We start from the raw sequence: 24118 nt of genomic DNA on the forward strand, positions 1-24118 counted from the left end.
GCCATGCCTTGTTTTGCCTGACTGAGTGCTTCACCGCCATTCTACCCGGAAATGCGTTTGGTCTTTTTCAGCGCTTTCCGCCCAATAAAGAGCCCATTAAGCCGCGAACAATTTGGCGGCCCAACTGAGACCCTATTGTCCGGACAGCGCTCTTGACCAAAGCTTCTCCGACACTTTGCCGGTTAGATGATGCCGAACGCGGAGCGGCCACTTTGGACGTATCGCGCCTGACTTGTTCTTGAAAATCCTGCTGTTCGGCCTTTTGTTTTAAAAGCTCATAAGCTGACTCACGGTCGACTTCCTGATCGTATCGCCCTTTGTAAGGCGACCGGCCGATCATTTCAACCCGTTGTTCTGGTGAGAGAGGCCCGATTTGTGATTCGGGCGGCTTAATCAAAATACGCTCGACAGGCGTTGGACTTCCATCTTTATTCAACACCGAAACCAGCGCTTCACCGGTTTTTAGTTCCTGCAAAGCCGTTTCAACGTCAATCGCAGGATTCGCTCTGAAAGTCTCTGAAACACTTTTAAGCACCTTCCGGTCAGCCGGAGTAAATGCCCGGATCGCATGCTGAATTTTCAACCCCATCTGGCCGAGTATGGGACCTGGAATATCCAATGGACTTTGGCTGATAAAATAGACGCCGACACCTTTGGAACGAATCAACCTGACGATTTGCTCAATTTTGTCTATAAGCACCTTGGGCGCTTCTTTAAACAGCAAATGCGCCTCATCAAAAAACAAGACCAATTTCGGCCGGTCGCTATCGCCTACTTCAGGCAAGGTTTCAAATAACTCGGATAGCATCCACAACAAAAAAGTCGCATAGAGCCTGGGGGATTTATTAGCAAGCTCGGTTGCATCAAGAAGACTGATCACACCGTTGCCCGAAAAATCGGTTTTACAAAAATCATCGACCTTAACGGCGGGTTCAGCAAAAAAACGCTCCGCACCCTGCTCTGCCAATACTAACAGCCGCCTTTGGATGGAACCAATGCTGGCTGGGGCTATATTGCCGTACTCCCTGGAAAGAGAGGATGCATTTTCGCCCATCCACGTCAGTAAAGATCTCAAATCTTTAAGATCCAATAACAATAACCCCTCATCATCGGCTATTTTGAAACAGCTGTAGATGACTCCGGTTTGCGTTTCATTCAATTCCAGCAGATTGCTGAGCAGCAATGGCCCCAGATCCGACAATGCGGTTCTCACCGGATGGCCGTTTTTTCCGAAAATATCCCAAAAAACGGTCGGATTACCTCGAAATTGAAAATCCTGAATACCGATCACGGCCAATCGTTCGGAAATTTTGTCATGAGCTTTGCCCGGATTGGCAATCCCCGATAAATCACCTTTGATATCGGCCAAAAAAACCGGAACACCGAGCTTTGAAAACCCCTCAGCCAGGACTTGCAAGGTCACTGTTTTGCCCGTACCGGTTGCACCTGCGATAACACCGTGACGGTTCGCAATAGCCGCATCCATAATAAGCTGACTTCCCTGGTTGCCGCCGATAAATAATGTTTTCATAGCCTCTCTTTTCCTGTGCTAAACTCGAATCGTTGCTAATGCTAACACATCACCCCTATCGGCCCAACCTTAGCCAGGTAGACCTAATTTGTAACGCTGGAAACCCGTCTTGACCGCGTAAAATCCCTTCAACAAACCGCTTTTCAATCAACGCCATGAACTTCTGGGAAACTAAAAAATTAGCTGACATGAACCTGCAGGAATGGGAATCACTGTGCGATGGGTGTGGCCGCTGCTGCCTCAACAAACTCGAAGATGAAGACACCGGCGATATTTATTACACGAATGCGGCCTGTAAACTTCTGGATTTAACAAGCTGCCGTTGCAGCCACTACGAAACCCGCTTGCAGCGGGTGCCCGAATGCATGGATCTGACAGGAAGCAATTTACAAAAAGCCCTAAACTGGCTGCCGTCGACCTGCGCTTACCGGTTGCTGGCAGAAGGTAAAGAACTTTTCGACTGGCACCCCTTGATATCGGGTAGTCCGAAGAGCGTCATTGATGCGGGGATTTCGGTTGTAGATTATGCCGTTTCAGAAACGGAAGTGGCTGAGGATGATCTGGAAGATCACATTATTGAAGATTTCGATTGATGTACTGACGCCAAAAGCATACTTGCCAATTGAAGCTTTTTGAAAGCAGCTCCAATTGGGCATATGTTTTATCCTGTCTGCACGACGGGCACCCAGAGATCGTTCATCGTCAAACTGACTTCGGCGAACGGAGGCGCATTAACCACATCATCATTTTGCCAGGTATGCTCGAGAAGCCAATGACAATCCAACAAGCGATAGACTTCCAGTGTTCTGGCATCAGGATCAACCAGCCACAACCATGACACTTCGTTTTGAGCATAAATCGGCATTTTGACAGCCCGATCGATTCGGGCCGTTCCGGGCGATAAAACTTCGCATATCCAATCAGGGGCAACACTGAAATAGGCTTCTTCAGGTAGATTCGGCAGTGTTGTCCGCCGCCAACCGGCCAGATCAGGAACCAGAATATCCCTGCCCAAATGCAATTCAGGTTCGAACAGAATCCACCATCCACCGGGACCGCCACGACCACGATGATAAGGACTGACATATTCATCGCCAATCACCGATGCCGCTAGAGAGTGCCGCGGCGCGGGGCGCGGCTGGGTAATCAGTTGACCATTTAAAATCTCACCGATGACATGCTCGGGCAAATCCAATAAATCCTCGTAACTCGCTAGCTGGAATGCGGGCTCATTCATCTGTCCTACCTCTCAGGATCTCGCTACACATTGCTTCCACTTTTAAAACAGGGTTTTAGGTAATTTATTTAATAAATCCCCCATCCCTTCTTTTTAAAAGAAAGGCAACCCTCTTGTGATCCGGAATTATCCATGTACCGTAATATTTTACATGACTCTGCTTAGACTTTTATCTGTCCAATCTTGCCAAAAACGCATCGTTTATTGATTTTTTGGCCGCATATGCGGAAACAACAAGACATCACGAATCGACGGCGCATCAGTAAATAGCATCACCAAGCGATCAATGCCTATGCCCTCGCCTGCGGTCGGCGGCATGCCGTGTTCCAACGCAACAATGTAATCGGCGTCATAATGCATGGCCTCATCGTCTCCGGCTTCCTTTTCTTCCACTTGTTTACGGAAACGTTCGGCTTGGTCTTCCGCATCATTCAACTCGGTAAATCCATTCGCGATTTCGCGTCCACCAACGAAAAACTCAAACCGATCGGTCACATGGGGATCGTGGTCATTGCGTCTTGCCAGTGGGGATACTTCCACCGGATACGCAGTGATAAAGGTAGGATTCATTAAGCGGTGTTCAACCGTTTTCTCGAAAATTTCAATTTGAATTTTACCCAAGCCATAAGTGTCTTTTACCGGAATATTCAAACCGGCGGCGACTTGTGCTGCCGCGTCCCGAGTTTGTAAGTCGGCCAGAGCCAGGTCAGGATTAAATTTTAGAATCGATTCCAGAACGGTCATGCGATCAAACGGCTTGCCGAAATCATAGTGCTCACCCTGATAGCTGATGATCGCCTGCCCAACCACTTCCTCAGCGATGCCGCGCAGCATTGCTTCGGTCAAATCCATCAGATCGCCGTATTCGGCATAGGCCTGATAAAACTCCAGCATCGTAAATTCGGGGTTATGCCGGGTCGACAAACCTTCATTCCGGAAATTACGGTTGATTTCAAAAACCCGCTCAAAACCGCCCACAACCAGCCTTTTTAAATACAATTCCGGCGCAATGCGCAAATAAAGCCCCATGTCCAACGCATTGTGATGGGTTTTAAACGGACGGGCTGTGGCTCCGCCGGGAATCACCTGCATCATCGGCGTTTCAACTTCCAGAAATTGTCTGCTCACCAGAAATTCACGGATATAGCTGACGATTTTTGTCCGCATCACAAACGTACTGCGCGATTGCTCGCTCATGATCAAATCGAGATAACGCTGGCGGTATTTGATTTCCTGATCAGCAATACCGTGGAATTTTTCAGGAAGCGGGCGCAGGGCTTTGGTCAACAAACGAATATCATCGACTTTAACGCTCAGCTCATCGGTATTGGTTTTAAACAAAACCCCTTCGCCACCGATAATATCGCCGATATCCCATTTTTTGAATTGCTCGTTATAAAAGCCCTCAGGCAACGTATCGCGGGTCACATAAAGCTGCATTTGCCCGGACATATCCTGGATGTGACAAAAACTGGCTTTACCCATTACGCGACGGGTCATCATCCGCCCCGCCACTTTGACCCTTACCGGCTCTGCTTCCAGTTCTTCCTTGGTCTTTTCACCATACTCGGCAAGCAACTCACCGACCACCACATTGCGGCGAAAATCGGTAGGAAACGCGACACCCTGCTCACGAATATCATTCAGCTTGCTGCGGCGTTGTTTGATTTGTTCTTGTTCGTCTTGTTGTTGTTCAGACATACTGATTTTTTTTAATTTTGTATTTTAAGTTATTTTTTACTTTGTCGAGTTATCGGCCGACAACTGTCAAATCCATCACAACCCACTCTTCAAACTGGCCTCTATAAACTGATCCAGATCACCGTCCAACACAGCTTGAGTATTGCCTGTTTCGACGCCGGTGCGTAAATCCTTGATGCGCGACTGGTCCAGCACATAGGAGCGGATCTGGCTACCCCAACCTATATCGGATTTGGAATCTTCCAAGGCTTGTTGTTTCTCGCTGCGCTTCATCATTTCCATTTCATACAACTTCGCTTTAAGTTGCTTCATGGCGGTATCACGGTTTTTATGTTGTGATCTATCGCTTTGGCATTGCACAACGATGCCGCTGGGACCGTGGGTTATCCGCACGGCGGATTCGGTTTTGTTGATATGCTGTCCGCCCGCCCCGCTGGCACGGTAAACATCGACACGCAAATCGGCCGGATTGATGTCGATTTCAACATCATCGTTAATTTCAGGTGAGACAAAAACCGATGCAAACGAGGTATGGCGCCGGTTACCGGAATCAAAAGGTGATTTACGGACCAGACGATGCACGCCTGTTTCGGTTCGCAGCCAGCCAAAAGCATATTCCCCTTCAAACTTGATGGTTGCGCTTTTTATACCTGCAACATCACCGGGCGACTCTTCAATCAGTTCGGTTTTAAAACCTTTGGCCTCACCCCAACGCAGAAACATCCGTTCTATCATGGAAGCCCAATCCTGAGCTTCTGTGCCACCAGAGCCCGATTGAATATCAAGAAACGCGTTGTTGGCATCCATTTCACCGGAAAACATTCTGCGAAACTCCAGATCGGCCACTCTTTTTTCCAGATGTTCCAGATCCGCGACAACGGTATCGACGGTCTCTTCATCGTTTTCCTCAACCGCCATTTCCAAAAGCTCGCTTGCATCAACCAAACCGCCTTCCAGTTCGTTTATCGTATTGACGATAGTTTCTAACTGAACGCGCTCTTTACCCAAGGTTTGTGCATTTTCGGGATTGTCCCAGATCTTGGGATTTTCAAGCTCTCTTAAAACCTCAACCAGCCGTTCGTTTTTGGTGTCGTAGTCAAAGATACCCCCTTAGCGCATCACCGCGGCTTCTGAGGTCTGCTATTTTATTTTTTATAGGATTGATTTCTTGCATGGCTTATCTGTTGCAAATAGAGTTGTGCCGACTTTCAGTTGAATGACGGCGCTGAATTTATTAAAAGGCGAATTATAAACGAATACCGGATAACAATCGCTACTGTATCAATGTGAATTGACACAGTCGATTTTCCTTGATCAAAGCTCGATCCTGAGTGGTAAGCCGGCATTATAACCTTAAACAGTGGAACACTATTCGGCTATGGGCTCGTAACATTTTTAGGCAAAAAGCGAAACATCAGCCAGGCTGGAGATACTGGCTGCGATAATATTGGCGGAGGTAACTTTAAAAAAGGGAATTTATTTTTAAAATCTCCCCTAACCCCTCTTTTTCAAAGAGGGGGACTGAATATAGTTACGTTGAAAGGACATCAATACCGGCCATAGCTTCTGGACCCCGGCAATCGGTGCAGGACGACACCAACCTTTAACGCAACCAGTGACTTAAAAATCAGGAGTAAATCAATCCCACCTGTCGTCTCGCACTTGTACGCGCTTATCTTCGATACGCACTTTGAAACAGGCAATATCCTCATAGGCGGGTGCTGATTTGACCTGGCCTGTTTTTACGCAGAACCGGGCGCCGTGGCGTGGACAGACAATTTCATCGCCCTGCAGTTCGCCGCTGGCGATTTCCGCGCCATCATGACTGCACACATCTTCGATCGCATAAAAACTGCCTTCCAGATTGAAGACGGCGACCTCGACCCCGTCGACATCTACAACTACATGCTCACCCTCGGCCAGCGCATCCTGACTGACCACATCGACCCATTTGGACATTGATTTGTCTCCTGATAATTCCACTTAAACTTTAAGATAAACATCATAACGCAGCAATTTGCCGCTAAAACTTTCATGAGGCGCCCCACCTAAAGGCTCCACATCATCGGGACTTTTTACCACCACTTTTTTAGCGGTTGTCTTCATGGCTGCGGCAAATAATTGATCCTTGTCCTCATCATCACCCAATAAATCACGTAATACAGTCATGGATTTTTTGGCCAGCGCGGATTTTTTACGTTTAGGAGGAAACATCGGGTCGAGATAAATACAATCCGGCGCTTGTTCAAGTTCACTTAAAACAGCGATCGCATTTCCGGGCATCAATTCTGGGGGCTCTAGTTTCAAACGACTGACCCAATCCAGTTGGGTCAATCGAGTAAATGCATCCGCCAACAGTTCCAGCATGACCGGCGATCGCTCTATACAGCGCAGTTCATAACCCATCCTGAAGATGTGCAGACTATCTTGTCCCCAACCTGTGGTTGCATCGATGACCGTTTTGGTTTTTCGGCCGATTGCCTGCGCCAACGCGCCTGTTTTAGGCGCAGGCCAGGAACGCTGCTCGCCTGGCCTGGGTTCGATTTCGACCGTCATACCGCCTTTTCGCAGCAACTGACGGTCGATGAGCTTAAGTGAACCTTCGCGCCAGCTCAGGAAAAACAACTCATGCGGATCAAATCCGGGCGTTGCTGTGGACCTCAGCGGAACTGACAGTCTTTCGGCAAGTTGCTGGTAAATAGCCAAATCCCCCTGCCCTTCATAGAGAACAGCAAGTTTACCCCTGTAGGAAAGTGTCATGCCCGCATCAGCCACTTGGGTATTAAATGTTGCGCAAATAAAAAGAAAAGTCCTGATTTACTCGGTTGAGATGGACTTCTGTTCATTCTTTAACGCCGCATCCAGCGTATGCCAGGCCAGCGTGGCGCATTTAACCCGGGCGGGATATTCTCTGACACCGGCTAATACGGCTAATTTGCCGACCGCCTCCAGTTGAATAGCTTCATCCTTGCCGGTGGTCATTTCATGGAAGGTTTTAAATAACGCTTCGGCTTCCGCTTCGGTTTTGCCTTTGATGATCTCCGTCATCAATGACACCGAAGCCGTTGAAATGGCGCATCCTGAGCCCTGAAAACTGGCATCTTCGATCACATCGCCAGACATTTTTAAATATAAGGTGAGCCGGTCTCCGCACAAAGGATTGAAGCCTTCGACTTTTCGGTCGGCATTATCCATGACCCGAAAATTGCGCGGGTTACGGTTGTGGTCAAATATGACCTCCTGGTAGAGATCGCGTAAATCATCAAACATTAGCCAAACACCTCAATCAAAGATTCTATACCGTTCATAAGAACATCTATTTCCTGTTGGGTATTATACATGGCAAACGAGGCGCGGGCTGTTGCCGGTACTTCGTAAAAATCCATGACCGGCATGGCACAATGATGACCCGCTCGAATGGCGACACCTAAACTGTCCAGCATGGTCCCAATATCGTGGGGGTGAATTCTGTCCAGCACAAACGAAAGGATGGCGCCTTTTTCGGCCGCTTCACCGATAATCCTCAGACCTTTGATTTGTTTGGCTTTTTCTGTTGCATAATTCAGTAATTCAGCTTCATAAGCAGCAATAGCATCCATACCGATATCATTCAGATATTCGATAGCCGCCCCCAAACCGATCACATCGGCAATCGACGGCGTTCCTGCTTCAAATTTATAAGGCAGTGAGTTGTATTCCGTTTCTTCAAACGTCACTTTTCTGATCATATCGCCACCGCCCTGGTACGGCGGCATGGCTTCCAGCAGCGCTCGCTTTCCGTACAAAATACCAACGCCTGACGGCCCGTAGAGTTTATGTCCGGAAAAGGCGTAAAAATCACAATCCAGCGCCTGAACATCGACCGCCATGTGCGGAATGGCCTGTGCCCCATCCAGCAGCACCGGAATGGATCGACTATGCGCCAGGTCAATGATATTTTTGACCGGATTAATGGTTCCCAGGGCGTTGGACATGTGGACGACGGCAACCAGCCGGGTTTTGTCGCCTAACAATTTTTCAAACTCGGTAACTATCAACTCGCCTTGCTGATTGATAGGCGCCACTTTCAATATGGCCCCGGTTTGCTCGCACAGCATTTGCCAGGGCACGATATTGGAATGATGCTCCATCGCGGTAATAAGAATTTCGTCACCGGGTTTCAGATTGGCTTTACCGTAGGTCTGCGCAACCAGATTGATGGATTCGGTTGTACCCTTGGTGATAATAATTTCTTTTGTTGAATCGGCATTTATAAACGCGCGGATTTTTTCGCGGGCGCTCTCAAATTTGTCGGTAGACCGCACACTGAGCGTATGAACTCCACGATGCACATTCGCATAATCATGCCGGTACACATGAGAAATGGTGTCTATCACCGCATTGGGTTTCTGGCACGATGCCGCATTATCCAAATAAACCAGGGGTTTATTGCGAATCTTTTCTTCCAGAATCGGGAAATCGAGGCGAATTTTTTCTACAGGAAAGTGTGTCATTGTGTGTGTGTCTTAACTAATTTTAAGGTTTGCTAATTCAACTGCCGAACCGGCGTATTTTACAAAAATTAACGCTCGGCCAATTTTGACGCGTCGCAACCACTACAACCAATCTTTTGAAATACCTTGTTGCGGAAACCGCTCCAGCACTTGATTCAAAACCAGATCATGCAGACTTTTGATAGTCAGCTTATTCACCATTTCGTTTGCAAATGCGAAAGTCAGCATATTTCTGGCTGTTTCTTCATCAACACAACGCGATTGCAAATAAAACACAGACTTCTCATCCAACTGCCCCACGGTCACACCGTGTGAACATTTGACATCGTCTGCATAAATTTCCAGTTGCGGCTTGGTGTCGGCCTCGGCATCATCCGATAGCAGTAAATTACGGTTATTCATTTGCGAATCCGTTTTTTGCGCATTTTCTGCAACGACGACACGTCCCTGAAAGACACCCCGCGACCGCCCCGCCAATACGCCTTTGTACATTTCCCGGCTCACTGCATTCGGCTGTAAATGATTGATTCGGGTATGGTTATCCAGATGTTGGCGTTGATTGCCCAGATATAAACCATTGAGATCACATTCGCTGGCATTATCCAGATCGCAGTGAATATCGCATCTGGCCAATAAGCCGCCAAAAGCAAAGTTATGGTGAATAAAACGCGCATCGCGGGCTTGTTTCACATAGGTCCCCCCAAAGTGATACGCTTTTGCAGATTCGCACTGCACTTTATAAAGCGTCAGATTGGCATTGGCTTCAACAAAAACTTCCGTGACGGCAGCAGACAGATAAGCCTGTTCAACGCCAACATAAGTCTCGATGACCTGCGCTTCAGCCATGGGCTCCAGCACGATAATTGTGCGAGTCGTCGAAAGCCGCTCTTGCTGCGTCGTTACATGTAGCAATTGAATGGGTTGGGTCAATGCCTGCTTTTTAGGCACTTTCAAGAACAGGCCGTCACAAAACCACGCCGTATTGAATGCCACAAAGCTGTGTTCATCATCGCTTACGGCTTGAGCAAAATAAGGTTTAACCTGTTCGGCATCCGTATCAAGACTTTTGGCCAGACTCTGAACCACCACGCCTTCCGGCAAGCCGTCCAATTGCGATAATTCGGCAGAAAAATAACCGTCAACCAAAACAAAAGACCAGCAATCCGGCAATCTAAAACGGTCTAGCCACTCTTTATCGACAGTAGCACTGGAAGGCTGATCCGTCGGTACAAACAGATTTTTCTCAATCCCTGAAACATTCGTATATCGCCATTCCTCTTCCCGGATAGAAGGAAAACCGTTCCCGGTAAATTTATCCAGAGCACTGGCTCTAAGAGCTGTTAGCCAGGGCGAAGAACGCCCGGGTAAGGCTGGTTCCAGTTTTGAATATTCCGCACTGTAGCGCGTTTTGATGACCGTGTTCATTTAAGCCGCCGCCTGTTTGTTTTCAACCCAACTGTAGCCTTTTTCCTCCAATTCCAACGCCAGCTCGGCACCGCCTGACTTTACGATTTGCCCATGCGCCAGCACATGCACAAAATCAGGTTTGATGTAATCGAGCAAGCGTTGATAATGCGTAACCATGACAAAGGAGCGCTCAGGCGACCGCAACGAATTGACACCCTCTGAAACAATCTTCAATGCGTCAATATCCAGGCCCGAATCGGTTTCATCCATAATGCAAAGCTTGGGTTCCAAAATGGCCATTTGCAGAATTTCATTACGTTTTTTCTCGCCACCGGAAAAACCTTCATTAACCGCTCTATAAAGAAATTTTTCATCCATTTCCAAAAGGCGCACTTTGTCTTTGACCAGCATCAAAAAGTCCATCGCATCCACTTCAGATAAGCCTTGATGCTTGCGTATCGCATTTAGCGCGGCTTTCAGTAAATAAATATTGCTGACACCGGGAATTTCCACCGGATATTGAAAGGCCAGAAACACACCTTCTCGCGCCCTGACTTCCGGTGCCATTTCGGTTAGATCCTTGCCATCATAAGTAACCGTTCCTTCGGTCACGGTGTAGCCGCTTTTACCGGACAACACATGGGACAAAGTACTTTTTCCGGAGCCGTTAGGACCCATGATCGCATGAATCTCGCCCGGTTTAATGTGCAGATTGATGCCTTTAAGAATGGGCTTGTCACCAACGCTAACGTGGAGGTTTTCAATGTTGAGCATAGTTTTTACCTGACTTTAATTTAATTCGTAGGGTACGCATTGCGTACCAATTTAAGCATTGCAATCTATTTGCCCCTATTAGGATGGGCGGTTTTGATGGGCTTCGTACCTTTGCAGTTCCAGCAACAAAGGCGGCACATCCGTTTCAATAATGCTCCATAAAGTATCGTTGTCTATGCCCAGATAACCATGGATCAAACGATTGCGAGTGGCTATCAACTGCCGCCACGGAATTTTAGGAGTGGCTTTACGCACATCTTCAGGAATATGCGTGGCGGCTTCGCCGATGAGCTCCAAATTACGCACGGTGGCATCATAGGTTATGCCGCTGTTGATAAAATCAGTTTGGCTAAAGCCTTCGGTATAAGCGATGACTTTTTCGGCAAAACCAATCATGTCATCCCAATAAAAATACCACTCTCTATCAGCACTAGACATCAATCGCTTCCTGTTCGATAAACGGGCGCAATTGCGGGCGTAAGGCTTTGTCGGTGACTAAATCAACGGCACAACCCAAGCAATCTTCCAGAAAAAAAAGCACACCAAAATAACGCTCGGAAGTCGCTAAGCCATCAAACGTGACTAATATATCCACATCGCTTTGGTCGCTGGCTTCGTCGCGGACAGTTGAGCCAAACAAGGCCAGGCGAACCACACCAAATTGTTGCGCTAATATTGGCTTAATACGAGTCAGCACCTCAAGCGCGGCGGATTTACGCATTAACCCACCGCGCCTTCCAGACTCAACCCCAACAACGCCTGAGCCTCAACAGCGAATTCCATGGGCAATTCCTTGAAGACTTCTTTACAGAAACCGTTGACGATCATCGACACTGCATCTTCTGCGGAAAGACCGCGCTGCTGGCAGAAAAACAGCTGATCTTCACTGATTTTGGACGTCGTTGCCTCATGCTCGACTTGTGCAGAAGGCTGCTTGACTTCCACATACGGAAATGTATGCGCACCACACCGGTCGCCGACCAATAAGGAATCGCACTGCGTATAGTTTCGGGCATTTTCGGCACTCTTCAACACCTTGACCAGGCCGCGATACGTATTTTGCGCCCGGCCAGCGGAAATACCTTTGGAAACTATCGTGCTGCGTGTATTTTTGCCGATATGAATCATTTTCGTGCCGGTATCGGCTTGCTGGTAATTGTTCGTCAACGCGACCGAATAAAACTCACCTATTGAGTTGTTGCCGGTCAATACGCAACTGGGGTATTTCCAGGTAATGGCGGAACCGGTTTCCACCTGGGTCCAGGAAACCTTGGAATTATCACCCCGGCAATCGGCCCGTTTGGTCACAAAATTGTAGATGCCGCCTTTGCCTTCCTTGTCACCCGGATACCAGTTTTGTACCGTGGAATATTTGATTTCAGCATTTTCAAGCGCGATCAATTCGACCACGGCAGCATGCAATTGGTTTTCATCCCGCATAGGCGCGGTACAGCCTTCAAGATAGCTGACATGACTGCCTTCATCGGCAATGATCAGCGTTCTTTCGAACTGACCGGTATTGGCGGCATTGATTCTGAAGTAAGTCGACAATTCCATCGGGCAGCGCACACCTTTTGGAATATAAACAAACGAACCATCGGTAAAGACGGCGGCATTCAGCGCAGCGAAGTAATTATCGGTATGCGGCACGACCGATCCCAGATATTGTTTGATCAGTTCGGGATGCTCACGCAAAGCTTCGGATATCGGGCAAAAAATAACTCCCGCGTCCTTCAACTTGCCCTTAAACGTAGTAGCAACCGAAACACTGTCAAAAACTGCATCGACAGCCACACCGGCCAAGCGCTCCTGTTCATCCAAAGGAATACCCAATTTTTTATAGGCTTCTAGCACTTGAGGGTCGATTTCGTCCAAACTTTTAGGGCCATCTTCCTTGCGTTTGGGCGCGGAATAATAACTGACAGACTGATAATCAATCGGATCAAAATTAACAAAAGCCCATTCCGGCGACTTTATCGTCTGCCAATGCCGAAACGCCTTCAACCTATATTCCAACATGAATTCAGGCTCGTTTTTTACCTTGGATAATTTATGAATGACATCCTCATCCAATCCAGGTGGAAAGGTTTCGGTTTCTAAAACCGTCACGAAGCCCTGCTTGTATTCCTTGCCGATCAGTTGTTCAATTTCTTTGGTGCTTGCTGACATTTTGTTCTCCGTAATTACCGGTAAAGGCTGGCTACCGGCACGTAAATTTCTTCAGGCTGTTGCGTAGGCATGATCAAATCAGCCAACGTAATTGAATCCAGTGTTAAAAAAATCTTTTGATTGATCAAACCCCATACACCTCTAATTTCACAACCACTGGCCTGTTCACAACTTTGTTGAGAAATACTGCACTCAGTCAATGAAATAGGCCCTTCAAGCGCGCTGATTATCGTTGCAACCGAGATCTTATCCGGCGGGTTCGCTAAAATATAACCGCCTCTAGCCCCTCGTGTTGAACTGACCAGCTTCGCTTTAGACAACAGCTTAAGTATTTTACTGACAGTTGTTAAGGCTATACCGGTCTCATCTGCAATTTCATGGGCTGCATGAACAGCGAACTGCTCTCTTGCCATATAACTTAAAATCACCGTCGCATAATCCGTAAGCTTTCCAAGACGCAACATAGTTAACCTCATTCATTTAGGACTATTTTAGTCCTATTTTAATTCCGAGTAAAGCACTAGGTAATTAGAAAATTAATTGAGGCAACAAACATCTTTATTTCAGAAGGATCTAACCCTAAAACAAACGATCTGCATTGTTATCGTTCTGGCTTTTCATTCCAGTATCGCCCAAGTTGCAGCCGCGATCGCTCAACAGTGACTGCGTTTCCCTTCAATAGCAGCCTGATAGCACCTTCTTTGCCCGCTTCAAACCACTTGATATTTTGTTCGCTATAGCGCCTAAGCACCAGTTTATGAGGAAACCCAAACCGGTTGTTATACCCGGCAGGAATTAAAATGATCTCAGGATTGACCTGCTTTAAAAACACGGTGCTTGACGATGTTTTACTGCCGTGATGAGGCGCGATCATGACTCTGGATGACAATTGATCACCATAAGTTGCGACCAACTCAGCCTCGGCTTTTCGCTCGATATCGCCTGTTAATAAAATTCCCCCTTGACCCGAACTGATTTGCAGTACGCAAGATCCGTCATTATCGTTTTCTATCGCCCGAGTTTGAGGACTGAGCACCGCAAAACGCACTCCATCCCACATCCACGACTGTCCGGCCTGGCAAAATTCGGCATGATGAGGTGCTAACTGTTCCGGAACGCTACTTATTAATAAAGCAGGATTCTTCATATTCAAAAGCGTTTCAGCGCCGCCAATATGATCGTTATCGCCATGACTGATAACAACAGCATCCAGCTTTTTAATTTGCAGAAAATTAAGATAAGGCAAAACCACCCGACTGCCCATATCGGCTGATTCATCAAAGCGAGCACCCGCGTCATACACCAGACTGTGATGCGCCGTCCTCACCACAACCGAAAGCCCCTGCCCCACATCCAGCAAAGTCAGCTCAACTTCTCCATCATCCGGCCCCGGCTTATCATTAAAAGCCAAGGGCAAACACATCAAAATCCCCAACCATCGCCCCGGCAATCCTTTTGGCGCCATCAACACAAATAAACCGACAATCCCAAGAAACAAGGCCAATGGACTGGGCTCCGCGAGTTGAAATGTTGCAAAAGGCAACTCCGCTAAACGCGATAACAGCCACATCAAACCACAGAGCATGGAATCGGCAACACTCAAAACTGCCGGAGCTAAAGAAGGTGCAATAAAAAGTAAACAAACGCCGGCCAAACACAGAGGAATAATAATAAAACTAACCCAAGGCACCGCTATCAAATTAGCTATTGGCGCTATCACCGACACTTCCTGAAAAAAGAAGAACAATAACGGCGCCAAAGCCAGACTGGTGACCCAATGAATTTTGAGGGCTGATTTCCAGGCTTTACCCGACTTCAGGCGACTGCGCAGCGAATAAAAAATTATCCCCACCGCAAAAAATGACAGCCAGAATCCTGCTGAAAGCACGGCCAAAGGATCGAGCATGACAACGACTAATAACGCGATAGCCAGTGTATTTATCGCGCTCACATGACGTTGCCTTAACAAGGCCAGCATAAATACCGCCAACATAATTAATGCGCGTTGCGTTGGAATAGCAAATCCGGCCATTGCCGAATAAGCCAAAGCGGCAAGAAAAGCAAAACAAGCCGCCACCTGATAAGGTGCAATGCTCAGCACACCGGATCTTGTCCAAATTTTTGCGACCAGCCAGTAAATCATGCCGGACACTAAACCGATATGTAACCCTGAAATAGCCATCAGATGCACTGTTCCGGTTTTTCTGAACATCAGCCATTGCTGATCGCTCATCAATTGCCGTTCACCCAGAGTCAGCGCCTGGATCAAACCCAGAGAATCCGTATTGGGCATTGCCTGAACCAGCTGATCGAAAACTTTCTGCCGCCAAGCTGCCAGCGAAAACAACGGGTCTTTGTCTGCCAGTAACTGAGGCTTTGCTTGCTCTTTGATATAGCCTGTTGCACCTATACCCGATACAAAAAGGCTTCTTTCGTAATTGACGTTACCGGGATTAAAATTACCCCGAGGTCTTTTGAGTTTTACAGTAAATCGCCAGTATTGCCCGGCCTTGGGCAATACCTTGGGAAAATACCAGTTGAGCCTTAACCTTGCCGGCACACCGGGATCGGCTTTGCTGACTTTAAAGTCAAATCGAACACGCTTCTCAGAGTAAACCGGAATAGGCTCTATCCTGCCTTCGACCTGAAATACCCGACTTTCTAACGCCCCAGGCAAGCGGTCCGATAATTTCATTTCAGCATAGCCAAGCGCCCACAACACGCCAGCAAATAAAGCGAGGCATTTCCATAGTCGCAGGGCAGCGCAAATCGCAGCCAGCGCAACGATCAATAACACCCCCATCGGCCCAGGCAATTCAGGTAACTGTTGCAGGCATAAAACACCCAACACAAAGATGAGTACGAGCGTCACCATGAGAGAATTCCTGATTAGCAATAATTTTTTCAGGTTAGAAAAACCTGATAGACTTACGGGTCATAGGCCTTGACCATCATTCCCTGCTGCTTAGCGTAAAACCGATCAATACCTTATAAAAATTAATTTACCCTACCGACTGAGTGTCTTTGCCGCCCCAAGCCCCTCGGTTGTTTAGCAAAATAACTATAAAGAATCATCACTATGCCTAAGAAATTATTACAAAAATTCATGCCCGATCATGAAACCTTAAAAAAACATAAAAATCTTCAGTTTTTAGGAGAAAAGCTTCACGACCCCAATCTGTGGCATTTAAACAGAAAGTCAGTATCGATGGCTTTTGCGATTGGACTCTTTGCCGCATGGATTCCAACGCCGACACAAATGGCGATTGCAGCTGTTGCAGCTTTTTATTTTAGGGGCAATTTACCCATCTCGGTTGCGCTGGTCTGGCTGACAAATCCGATAACCATGCCGCCTCTGTTTTATTTCGCTTACCGGGTCGGCCTTTTTGTCATGGCGCAACCTTCGCCATCGGCTGATTTTGAGTTTTCTTTGGACGGCGTGATGAATGGATTAGGCGATGTCTGGGCACCGTTTTTACTGGGCTGTCTCATTCTTGGCGTCACCTGCTCCAGTGCCGGTTATTTCGGAATGAATGCCTTTTGGCGCTATCACGTAGCTCATCGATGGAGCAAAAGAAAGTTAAGAGCCAGTCATTGATCAAGCGCGTCGACGGCCAATCCGGACTTATCGTTGACGCGATTTAAAAAGAGTTTTGACTGAACAAGCCCGTTAAATCGCAACGAAATAACGGGCATACCAAAATTAGTTCCCGGATTACGCTATGCAACATCCAGGCTACGAATCATAAAATCAATTGACGATTAAGCCGTCTTCCATATGAAGAACCGTGTCCATCCTTGCCGCCAAGGTTGGATCATGGGTCACAACAAGAAAACTCACTTTTAATTCCCGATTTAATTCCAACATTAGCTGATAGATTTGCTCGGCTGTTTTGCTGTCCAAATTACCGGTAGGCTCATCCGCCAAAACGCAGTTCGGGCTATTGATCAAGGCTCTGGCAACTGCCGCGCGCTGGCGCTCACCGCCGGATAATTCGCCCGGCTTATGTTCGATCCGATGACCCAATCCGACTCGTTCCAACAGCCCATGCGCCTTGATTTTTGCCTGCTTGACCGATTCGCCGCCAATTAATAACGGCATTGCGACATTTTCCAAAACCGTAAATTCACCCAGCAAATGATGGAACTGGTAGATAAAGCCTAATGAGCGATTACGCAATTGGTTTAGTTCTTTGGCGCTCACCTTATTCAGATCGAAGTTGTTTAGAATAACGTTGCCGTCATCCGGCTTATCCAGCCCCCCCAAAAGATGCAAGAGCGTGCTTTTTCCGGATCCTGAAGCACCCATGATGGCAACACGCTGACCTACGCCTATATCAAGATCGACACCTCTCAATACCGTGACGTTAAGGCCACCTTGCTTAAATGCTTTGGTCAATTTACGGCAGGAAAGAATGGATTGATTACTCATATCTTAATACCTCGGCAGGATTGACTTGCGAGGCCTGCCAGGCAGGATAAATAGTCGCTAGTAGCGAAAGGCCGAAGGACATGGCGGCTATCGCATAAACATCAGACCACTCCAGCTTGGAGGGCAATTCGCTGATGTAATACACATCGGCTGCCATGAATTGAGTATCAAAAAACTGTTCAATAGCCGGCACGATGGTTTCGACATTCAGCGCCAGCGCAATTCCTCCGACCGTCCCAAGTGCTGTGCCTACCACACCGATGATGCCGCCCAGAATAATAAAAATTCCCATCACGGAAGGTGCAGACAAGCCTTGTGTTTTTAAAATAGCAATATCGCCCCGCTTGTCGGTCACCACCATGACCAGCGTCGACACAATATTGAATGCCGCCACCGCAACAATGAGCAAGAGAATAATAAACATCACCCGCTTTTCAGTCTTGATAGCCCTGAAAAAATTGCTGTGCGCTTGCGTCCAGTCGCTGACCCGGTAGCCGTCAGCGTACATTGTATTGGCCAGGGCGCGGCTGATTTGAGGGGCATTAAAAAGGTCATCCAGTTTCAGCCGTAAACCGGAAACGCCATCCTCCAAACGGAACAATTTGGCCGCATCCGCCATATGAATAATCGCCATATTTCTATCGTATTCGAACATCCCGACCCGAAACATCCCGGTAACAGTAAACCGCCGCATTCTGGGCAGTATACCGGCAGGAGTAGAATTAACCTGCGGCGTGATAACTGTGATCTGATCACCCAGGCCTACGCCCAAATAACCGGCCAGTTCAGCGCCCAGCACGATATTGTACTGGCCTTCAACTAATTGATTGAGGTCACCGGAGACCATCTTATCGCCGACTTCGGAAACAGCATGCTCCTGCTCGGGAAGAATACCCCTCAGCATGGTGCCACTCACCCGTCTATCGGCATTGATCATCACTTGACCATTAACAAACGGAGCCGAACCGGCAACATGAGGATAATCTTTCACGCGTTCCTGAACTTTAGACCACTCCTGTAATTGACCGTCAATGCCGCTTACCGTGGCATGAGATGTCATACCTAAAATTCTTTCCCGCAATTCAGCCTCAAAGCCATTCATGACGGAAAGTACAGTGATCAGAGCGGTAACACCCAGGGCAATCCCCAGGATGGATGTTAATGTGATAAATGAGATAAATTGAGTTCTGCGTTTGGCACGCGTATAGCGTAAGCCAATGTATAGAATTAGCGGTTTAAACATGAAATGATGTTAAATGAGAGTTAGGATTTTTTGCAATCGACACAAAAGCCATAGAGATAAAGGCTATGATCGGTGAGATCATAACCCAACTTGCTTGCTATTTCTTTTTGTCTGGATTCTATGATCGGATCAGTAAACTCATCCACTTTTCCGCATTTTAAACAGACAATATGATCATGGTGTCCGCCGCGGTCAAGCTCAAAAATTGAGTTACCCCCTTCAAAATGATGCCTCTTGACCAGACCGGCCGCTTCGAACTGAGTGAGCACCCGGTAAACAGTCGCCAGACCGATTTCCTCATTTTCACTCAACAGTATTTTATAGACCTGCTCAGCAGTCAGATGCCTTTCCTCGGTCTGATTTTCAAGAATTTCAAGAATTTTCATGCGCGGCAACGTAACCTTTAGGCCGGCGTTTTTTAAATCTTGCTTTTCCAAATCACTCTCCCTATTCAGCCAGTAGTGTCTTAAACAAGGCGCATTACCGTTTTCATGTATTCGCCATTCCTGTTATTTAGTTAATGGCCATATTAACACTTTTGTCCCTTATCTTTCACGAACAATAGACTGTCCTATACTTTTATCCGGATAACCGCTTGGAATAAACTATTTTTTAACCTGACGCATAGAGCTATAGACCCCCTATGAATATCCCTGACTTTCGTGTTGAACCGGCCCATTTCCGGGCAGACCATGACGATCTGCTGATAATTTTTAATGTAAACAAAAAACCGAATGATGCGCCCGACAGTGCGGCTGATATCATCAATCCGCTAAGTATTTATGTTATTGCGCGGGACAATCAACATCAGCCTGTTGGGGCCGGCGAATTGACTTCTGCCGGCACCATAGAAGGATTAGCCGTTATACCGAAATGGCATAACCAGGGTGTTGAACTGGCATTACTGACCGCATTGATCGATAAAGCCGCAAAATCCGGTTTAACCGAAATCAAGGCGCAAGCCGTTGAAAGCCATAAAGCCCTGTTTGAAGGCTTAAATTTCAGAGCAGTTACTCAAAACGAGCCGGGCATCTATAGCTTGAGCATGACGCAAGCCCCCGTCAGTCAACCGTCAAGCCGTCCTAACCCCAAACCTGCCCCGGAGAGTATAGAACCTGTCAAGATGGAAAGTCTGATGGCTATCATGGAAGCCAGCATCCAGCTTATTTCATCCGCCCGGCGGCAAATTTGTATCATCAGTAAAGACCTTGAGTGGCCGCTTTACGCCCAAAGCGCAGTGATAGAAGCACTGAAATCATTTGCTATAGACAACAGAAACAGCCTTGTCATGATACTGATTCAAGACCCAAACGCCCTGAATGGGCGATCGCACCCCCTGATTGACCTGGCCCAGCGCCTGCCTTCTTCCATCCAGCTAAGAACACCGACAGAAATGGAAGATCTCGGTTATCCATCAGCGTTTCTGCTGAGTGATCAACGCGGCTATTTATTCCGTCTAAACAATGACCAAGCAAAAGGCGACTGGAGTCCTTGTCTGCCCTCGCGCACCAAACAACTCGCAGAGCTGTTTGAACGCTTATGGCAACGCGCCAGACCCTGCAGCGAATTTCGCGCACTCAATTTGTAATTGATCATTGAGCAGCACATTGAACGGGGCAAAATAGGCAGTTGTCCTTATCCATCCAGTCGACTGAATTCTTGACGGGTCATTCTAGGATAATCAAGGCGTATCCTGTATCATTCAATTCTTTTTGCTAGTCCCGTACATGAAAAAGTCGATTTTCTATCCAGCCTTCATCTCAGCCAGTTTGACTTTAACCGGGTGTACCACAATCATGGAATATATGCCAGGTGTCTACAAGATTGATATTCAACAAGGCAACCTGATCGATCAGGAAGTTGTTGATCAACTCAGACCCGGCATGAATAAACGGCAGGTACTCTACATTATGGGTTCACCGATGCTGATCGATGTTTTCAACGAAGACCGATGGGATTATATCTACTCCGAACAAAAAGGAGGCGAAGACAGGATGCAGAAACGCATCACCCTCTTCTTTAAGGAAGACAGCCTTAAAGCCGTTCAAGGGGATTTCAGACCCAGTTCCAAACCTGTGGAACGGCTTGCTCATGAAACCACAATGGAACTTCCTCCAAGAGATCTGGAAAAAACACTGTGGGAAAAAATCACCGGATTGTTTGGCTTTGAGGGCTTATACAGAGAAGAATCGACAGGCAGAGCCCCACAAAAAATGGATAGGCCTGAAGATCCTTTATCCAGCTCTTCGGCTCCGAAATAATTCAACCCGGCAAAACAAGACAAGCTGGGGTTACTTGACTCTTACCAGCCTGTCTCGTTAATTCAGAATAACTTTACGCGTCTACTTCTTTGGATGCCCGGCTTCGGCGTGCATCCTTGGGATCATGCTCCAAAGGCCGGTAGATTTCGACGCGATCGTACTCTTTCAGCACATGATCCAGCTTGCAGGCCGAACTGAAAATTCCGATTTTGGTTTTTGCCAAATCAATTTCAGGAAACCGTTTCAAAATCCCCGAACTGTTAATGGCATCCTCAGCGGTAGAACCTTTCGGCAAGGTGACATTCAAAATAACCTGCTCTTCCGGTTTGGCATAAGCCACTTCGACTCTTATCAATTGCTCAACCATATACTTGCTTTGCCCTTTGAGTAAAAGAACCCACCATGGTGTTGCATATTTGATTAAAAACGGTTCCAAAGGCGATATTCGCCAACAATCCGGACATTTCGAATTCCAAATCCAGCGAAATTTTGCTCGCATCTTCCCGCAAGGGAATAAAGTCCCAGCGTCCCTGCAAATAATTGAAAGGTCCATTTAACAAGGCGATCGTAATTCGCCCGCCTCTGTCCAGGCAATTTCGTGTCGCAAAAGATTTCTTAAAACCGCCCTTGGCAATGAGCAGTTCTGCCTCCACGATATCATCGCTACGATTGATGACACGACTGCCCGCACACCAAGGCAAGAACTCCGGGTAGGCCTCAACATCATCAACCAGATCAAACATCTGATGAGCCGCGTATTTGACCAACGCGCTTTTCTGAATCATCGTCATTAAATGACCCCCACAACGTTTAAAAACACTAGAAAAACGGCAGCGGGTGAAACGTAGCACACTAAAAAACGCCAAACCTCAAAGTAGTGAGGATTAGTCAAATGCAATTCCTTTTTGCAGTGTTCCTGTTTCATAACCCAGCCGGCAAAAATGGCAATACAAAAACCACCAATCGGCAGCATCAAGTTAGCAGTCAAATAATCCAGCAACTCAAATACAGTCCTATCAAAAATCTTGAATTCAGACCATATATTGAAGGAAAAAATAGTGCCCAAACCCAGCAACCAAGTCACAGCACCCGCCCACACACAAGCTCTTTGCCTGGTCATATTGCGGGTTTCAACCAGCCACGCCACGGCCGGTTCAATCAGCGAAATCGACGAGGATAACGCGGCAAACACCAATAAAACGAAAAACAGAATGCCAAAAAACCAACCGCCCGTCATATTGCCAAAAGCAATCGGTAGCGTTTGAAAAATAAGCCCTGGCCCGGATCCGGGCTGAAGATTATTCTCAAACACAATGGGGAAAATAGCCATACCGGCCAGCAATGCCACCAGTGTATCAGCACCAGCAACAATGACTGTGGTCCGAGCAATTGAAATATCTTTAGGCAGATAAGCACCGTATACCATGATCGCCCCCATGCCCAAACTCAAGGTAAAAAAGGCATGACCCATGGCCGTCAGAACCGACTGACCGGTAATTTTTGAAAAATCCGTATTAAACAGAAAATTCAAACCTTTAAAGTAAGAATTGGTACTCATCGCATAAGCCACTAAAAGCAGCAGCAGGAAAAACAAAGCCGGCATAAGCCACTGGACTGCTCGCTCCAAACCCTCGGTTACGCCTCTGGCAACCACACTCATGGTAACTACCATAAAAACGGTATGCCAGAACAATTGCTGGAGAGGACTCGCCATAAAGTCATTAAAGATGGTCTGGACTTTTTCGCCCCCCGCGCCCGAGAAACTGCCGGTAAAAACGTTCAGGATGTAAGAGAGACCCCATCCCGCGATAACACTGTAATAGGACAGAATCAAAAAACCCGCCACCACACCCAACCAACCCAGGTAATGCCAATTGGGATCAGCATCTGACTCTTTTGCGAGTAGGGCCATAGTACCGATAGGGTTACGCTTGCCCCGACGACCAATCATCGTCTCGGCAATCATGATAGGGATGCCGATCAACAGCACACACATCAGATAAACTATGACAAAAGCACCACCGCCATTTTCTCCGGTAATATAAGGAAACTTCCAGATATTGCCCAAACCGACAGCCGAACCGGTTGCCGCCAATATAAAAGCCATTCGCGATGACCATTCACCGTGCGATGATTTATTGGAATCCGTCATTGAAATGCCCGTCCTCTCTACATAAAAAGTCAATTTTTTTAATAATCGAGTAAAATACCAAAATTATTACTTTACGTCAGTTTATATATCTTATCGCGTGGCTATGGCCGAAAAAAAATCCAAGAAAAAAGCAAAAACACCCAACGCAACCATTGCGAATAATCGCACGGCGACGCACGAGTATTTTATTGAAGAGCGTTTTGAAGCGGGCTTGGTACTCGAAGGCTGGGAAGTTAAAAGTCTAAGAGCGGGACGCGTTCAGCTCAAAGAAAGCTATGTCGTCATCAAGCGCGGCGAAGCCTGGTTGTCCGGTGCGCACATTTCCGCCCTGCTTTCCGCATCGACACATGTCAATCCTGAAGCCATCAGACAACGCAAACTGCTGTTACACAAAAGGGAACTAAACCGCCTGATCGGCAGCGTCGAACGAAAAGGCTTCACCTTGATTCCTTTATCCATGTATTGGAAAAACGGCCGGGCAAAACTGGAAATCGGTCTGGCTAAAGGTAAAAAACTCCACGACAAACGCGCCGCATCAAAAGACCGCGACTGGCAGCGTGAAAAAGAGCGGCTCATGAAACACGCTTAAATTAAGGCTATGTTCGCGTTAGTAGTTGAAAGTAAATCAACACCGTCACTCCGGCATGGATTGCCGGAGCCGTTAGACCGCGTAAGCGAATCCAGGTCACAAGGATGTGAAAGCCCAACGCCATCCATG

Annotated in this window: 26 protein-coding genes; 5 read left to right on the forward strand and 21 right to left on the reverse strand. The window is 47.3% G+C overall.

The annotated features are described in order from the left end of the window. Positions 1-67: 67 nt before the first annotated feature. Positions 68-1531 (reverse strand): helicase HerA-like domain-containing protein, encoded by a 1464-nt coding sequence (locus Q7V32_RS09195; RefSeq protein WP_304896678.1) that lies wholly within the window; start codon positions 1529-1531, stop codon positions 68-70. Positions 1532-1686: 155 nt separating this feature from the next. Here Q7V32_RS09195 and Q7V32_RS09200 point away from each other — a divergent pair, with 155 nt between their 5' ends. After that, positions 1687-2124: a YcgN family cysteine cluster protein gene (locus tag Q7V32_RS09200; protein WP_304896679.1), complete on the forward strand. Its 438-nt coding sequence runs from the start codon at positions 1687-1689 to the stop codon at positions 2122-2124. Positions 2125-2192: 68 nt separating this feature from the next. Here Q7V32_RS09200 and Q7V32_RS09205 read toward each other — a convergent pair whose 3' ends face one another. From Q7V32_RS09205 to Q7V32_RS09270, 14 genes are all read right to left on the reverse strand, one after another. Beyond that, entirely contained in the window at positions 2193-2768 is a 576-nt protein-coding gene (locus tag Q7V32_RS09205; protein WP_304896680.1) for a Uma2 family endonuclease, read from the reverse strand. A gap of 201 nt (positions 2769-2969) precedes the next feature. Further along, positions 2970-4469 (reverse strand): lysine--tRNA ligase, encoded by a 1500-nt coding sequence (gene lysS / locus Q7V32_RS09210; protein ID WP_304896681.1) that lies wholly within the window; start codon positions 4467-4469, stop codon positions 2970-2972. 75 nt (positions 4470-4544) lie between these two features. After that, positions 4545-5643 (reverse strand): peptide chain release factor 2 gene (gene prfB / locus Q7V32_RS09215; protein ID WP_159652378.1). Its coding sequence is split into 2 segments (ribosomal slippage): positions 4545-5567 and positions 5569-5643, totalling 1098 coding nucleotides; the frame shifts between segments, so codons are not numbered across the junction. 464 nt (positions 5644-6107) lie between these two features. Further along, positions 6108-6428, reverse strand: coding sequence for a non-heme iron oxygenase ferredoxin subunit (locus Q7V32_RS09220; RefSeq protein WP_304896682.1), 321 nt, complete (start codon positions 6426-6428; stop codon positions 6108-6110). A gap of 24 nt (positions 6429-6452) precedes the next feature. Beyond that, positions 6453-7229, reverse strand: coding sequence for a class I SAM-dependent methyltransferase (locus Q7V32_RS09225; RefSeq protein ID WP_304896683.1), 777 nt, complete (start codon positions 7227-7229; stop codon positions 6453-6455). A 57-nt stretch (positions 7230-7286) separates the two neighbouring features. Beyond that, positions 7287-7739 carry a Fe-S cluster assembly sulfur transfer protein SufU gene (gene sufU, locus Q7V32_RS09230; protein WP_304896684.1) on the reverse strand — a complete coding sequence of 151 codons (453 nt, stop codon included), beginning with the start codon at positions 7737-7739 and terminating at the stop codon, positions 7287-7289. Then, positions 7739-8962: an aminotransferase class V-fold PLP-dependent enzyme gene (locus tag Q7V32_RS09235; protein WP_304896685.1), complete on the reverse strand. Its 1224-nt coding sequence runs from the start codon at positions 8960-8962 to the stop codon at positions 7739-7741. Before Q7V32_RS09235 ends, sufU begins: the two co-directional genes overlap by 1 nt. Before the next feature lie 102 nt (positions 8963-9064). Next, complete coding sequence (sufD, locus tag Q7V32_RS09240; protein ID WP_304896686.1) at positions 9065-10387, reverse strand: Fe-S cluster assembly protein SufD; 1323 nt, start codon at positions 10385-10387, stop codon at positions 9065-9067. Continuing rightward, the gene (gene sufC, locus Q7V32_RS09245; protein WP_304896687.1) at positions 10388-11143 is read right to left on the reverse strand and encodes a Fe-S cluster assembly ATPase SufC; all 756 of its coding nucleotides are present in this window, start codon (positions 11141-11143) and stop codon (positions 10388-10390) included. A 78-nt stretch (positions 11144-11221) separates the two neighbouring features. Beyond that, positions 11222-11581, reverse strand: a complete 360-nt coding sequence (locus tag Q7V32_RS09250; RefSeq protein ID WP_304896688.1) for a DUF86 domain-containing protein — start codon at positions 11579-11581, stop codon at positions 11222-11224. Next, positions 11574-11864, reverse strand: coding sequence for a nucleotidyltransferase family protein (locus Q7V32_RS09255; protein WP_304896689.1), 291 nt, complete (start codon positions 11862-11864; stop codon positions 11574-11576). Before Q7V32_RS09255 ends, Q7V32_RS09250 begins: the two co-directional genes overlap by 8 nt. Then, positions 11864-13312 (reverse strand): Fe-S cluster assembly protein SufB, encoded by a 1449-nt coding sequence (sufB, locus tag Q7V32_RS09260; RefSeq protein ID WP_304896690.1) that lies wholly within the window; start codon positions 13310-13312, stop codon positions 11864-11866. The genes Q7V32_RS09255 and sufB overlap by 1 nt, the downstream gene beginning before the upstream one ends. A 14-nt stretch (positions 13313-13326) precedes the next feature. Then, the gene (locus tag Q7V32_RS09265; protein WP_304896691.1) at positions 13327-13776 is read right to left on the reverse strand and encodes an SUF system Fe-S cluster assembly regulator; all 450 of its coding nucleotides are present in this window, start codon (positions 13774-13776) and stop codon (positions 13327-13329) included. A gap of 137 nt (positions 13777-13913) precedes the next feature. Further along, complete coding sequence (locus Q7V32_RS09270) at positions 13914-16187, reverse strand: DNA internalization-related competence protein ComEC/Rec2 (protein ID WP_304896692.1); 2274 nt, start codon at positions 16185-16187, stop codon at positions 13914-13916. Between the two features lie 204 nt (positions 16188-16391). Here Q7V32_RS09270 and Q7V32_RS09275 point away from each other — a divergent pair, with 204 nt between their 5' ends. Beyond that, positions 16392-16910 carry a DUF2062 domain-containing protein gene (locus Q7V32_RS09275; RefSeq protein ID WP_304896693.1) on the forward strand — a complete coding sequence of 173 codons (519 nt, stop codon included), beginning with the start codon at positions 16392-16394 and terminating at the stop codon, positions 16908-16910. A 153-nt stretch (positions 16911-17063) separates the two neighbouring features. On the opposite strand, the gene lolD is transcribed toward Q7V32_RS09275, so the two are convergent. Genes lolD through fur form a run of 3 tightly spaced genes read right to left on the reverse strand, consistent with a single transcriptional unit; the run spans position 17064 to position 19424 of the window. Further along, positions 17064-17744 (reverse strand): lipoprotein-releasing ABC transporter ATP-binding protein LolD, encoded by a 681-nt coding sequence (lolD, locus tag Q7V32_RS09280; protein ID WP_304896694.1) that lies wholly within the window; start codon positions 17742-17744, stop codon positions 17064-17066. Beyond that, the gene (locus Q7V32_RS09285; RefSeq protein ID WP_304896695.1) at positions 17737-18987 is read right to left on the reverse strand and encodes a lipoprotein-releasing ABC transporter permease subunit; all 1251 of its coding nucleotides are present in this window, start codon (positions 18985-18987) and stop codon (positions 17737-17739) included. The genes lolD and Q7V32_RS09285 overlap by 8 nt, the downstream gene beginning before the upstream one ends. Before the next feature lie 20 nt (positions 18988-19007). Then, positions 19008-19424: a ferric iron uptake transcriptional regulator gene (gene fur, locus Q7V32_RS09290; protein WP_304896696.1), complete on the reverse strand. Its 417-nt coding sequence runs from the start codon at positions 19422-19424 to the stop codon at positions 19008-19010. Positions 19425-19630: 206 nt separating this feature from the next. Here fur and Q7V32_RS09295 point away from each other — a divergent pair, with 206 nt between their 5' ends. Both Q7V32_RS09295 and Q7V32_RS09300 read left to right on the forward strand, forming a co-directional pair. Further along, positions 19631-20575: a GNAT family N-acetyltransferase gene (locus Q7V32_RS09295; RefSeq protein ID WP_304896697.1), complete on the forward strand. Its 945-nt coding sequence runs from the start codon at positions 19631-19633 to the stop codon at positions 20573-20575. Positions 20576-20783: 208 nt separating this feature from the next. Then, positions 20784-21248, forward strand: a complete 465-nt coding sequence (locus tag Q7V32_RS09300) for an outer membrane protein assembly factor BamE (protein WP_304896698.1) — start codon at positions 20784-20786, stop codon at positions 21246-21248. 73 nt (positions 21249-21321) lie between these two features. On the opposite strand, the gene Q7V32_RS09305 is transcribed toward Q7V32_RS09300, so the two are convergent. From Q7V32_RS09305 to Q7V32_RS09315, 3 genes are read right to left on the reverse strand one after another with little or no spacing between them, the layout of a single operon-like run. After that, positions 21322-21600 carry an RnfH family protein gene (locus tag Q7V32_RS09305; protein ID WP_304896705.1) on the reverse strand — a complete coding sequence of 93 codons (279 nt, stop codon included), beginning with the start codon at positions 21598-21600 and terminating at the stop codon, positions 21322-21324. A 7-nt stretch (positions 21601-21607) separates the two neighbouring features. Beyond that, positions 21608-22039, reverse strand: coding sequence for a type II toxin-antitoxin system RatA family toxin (locus Q7V32_RS09310; RefSeq protein ID WP_304896699.1), 432 nt, complete (start codon positions 22037-22039; stop codon positions 21608-21610). Beyond that, on the reverse strand, positions 22039-23400 hold the full coding sequence (locus tag Q7V32_RS09315; RefSeq protein WP_304896700.1) for a sodium-dependent transporter: 1362 nt from the start codon (positions 23398-23400) through the stop codon (positions 22039-22041). Before Q7V32_RS09315 ends, Q7V32_RS09310 begins: the two co-directional genes overlap by 1 nt. Before the next feature lie 103 nt (positions 23401-23503). On the opposite strand from Q7V32_RS09315, the gene smpB reads away from it, so the two are divergent. Then, positions 23504-23989 carry an SsrA-binding protein SmpB gene (gene smpB, locus Q7V32_RS09320; RefSeq protein ID WP_304896701.1) on the forward strand — a complete coding sequence of 162 codons (486 nt, stop codon included), beginning with the start codon at positions 23504-23506 and terminating at the stop codon, positions 23987-23989. Positions 23990-24118: the final 129 nt, after the last annotated feature.

This window comes from Methylicorpusculum sp. (assembly GCF_030651835.1).
GTDB lineage: Bacteria > Pseudomonadota > Gammaproteobacteria > Methylococcales > Methylomonadaceae > Methylicorpusculum.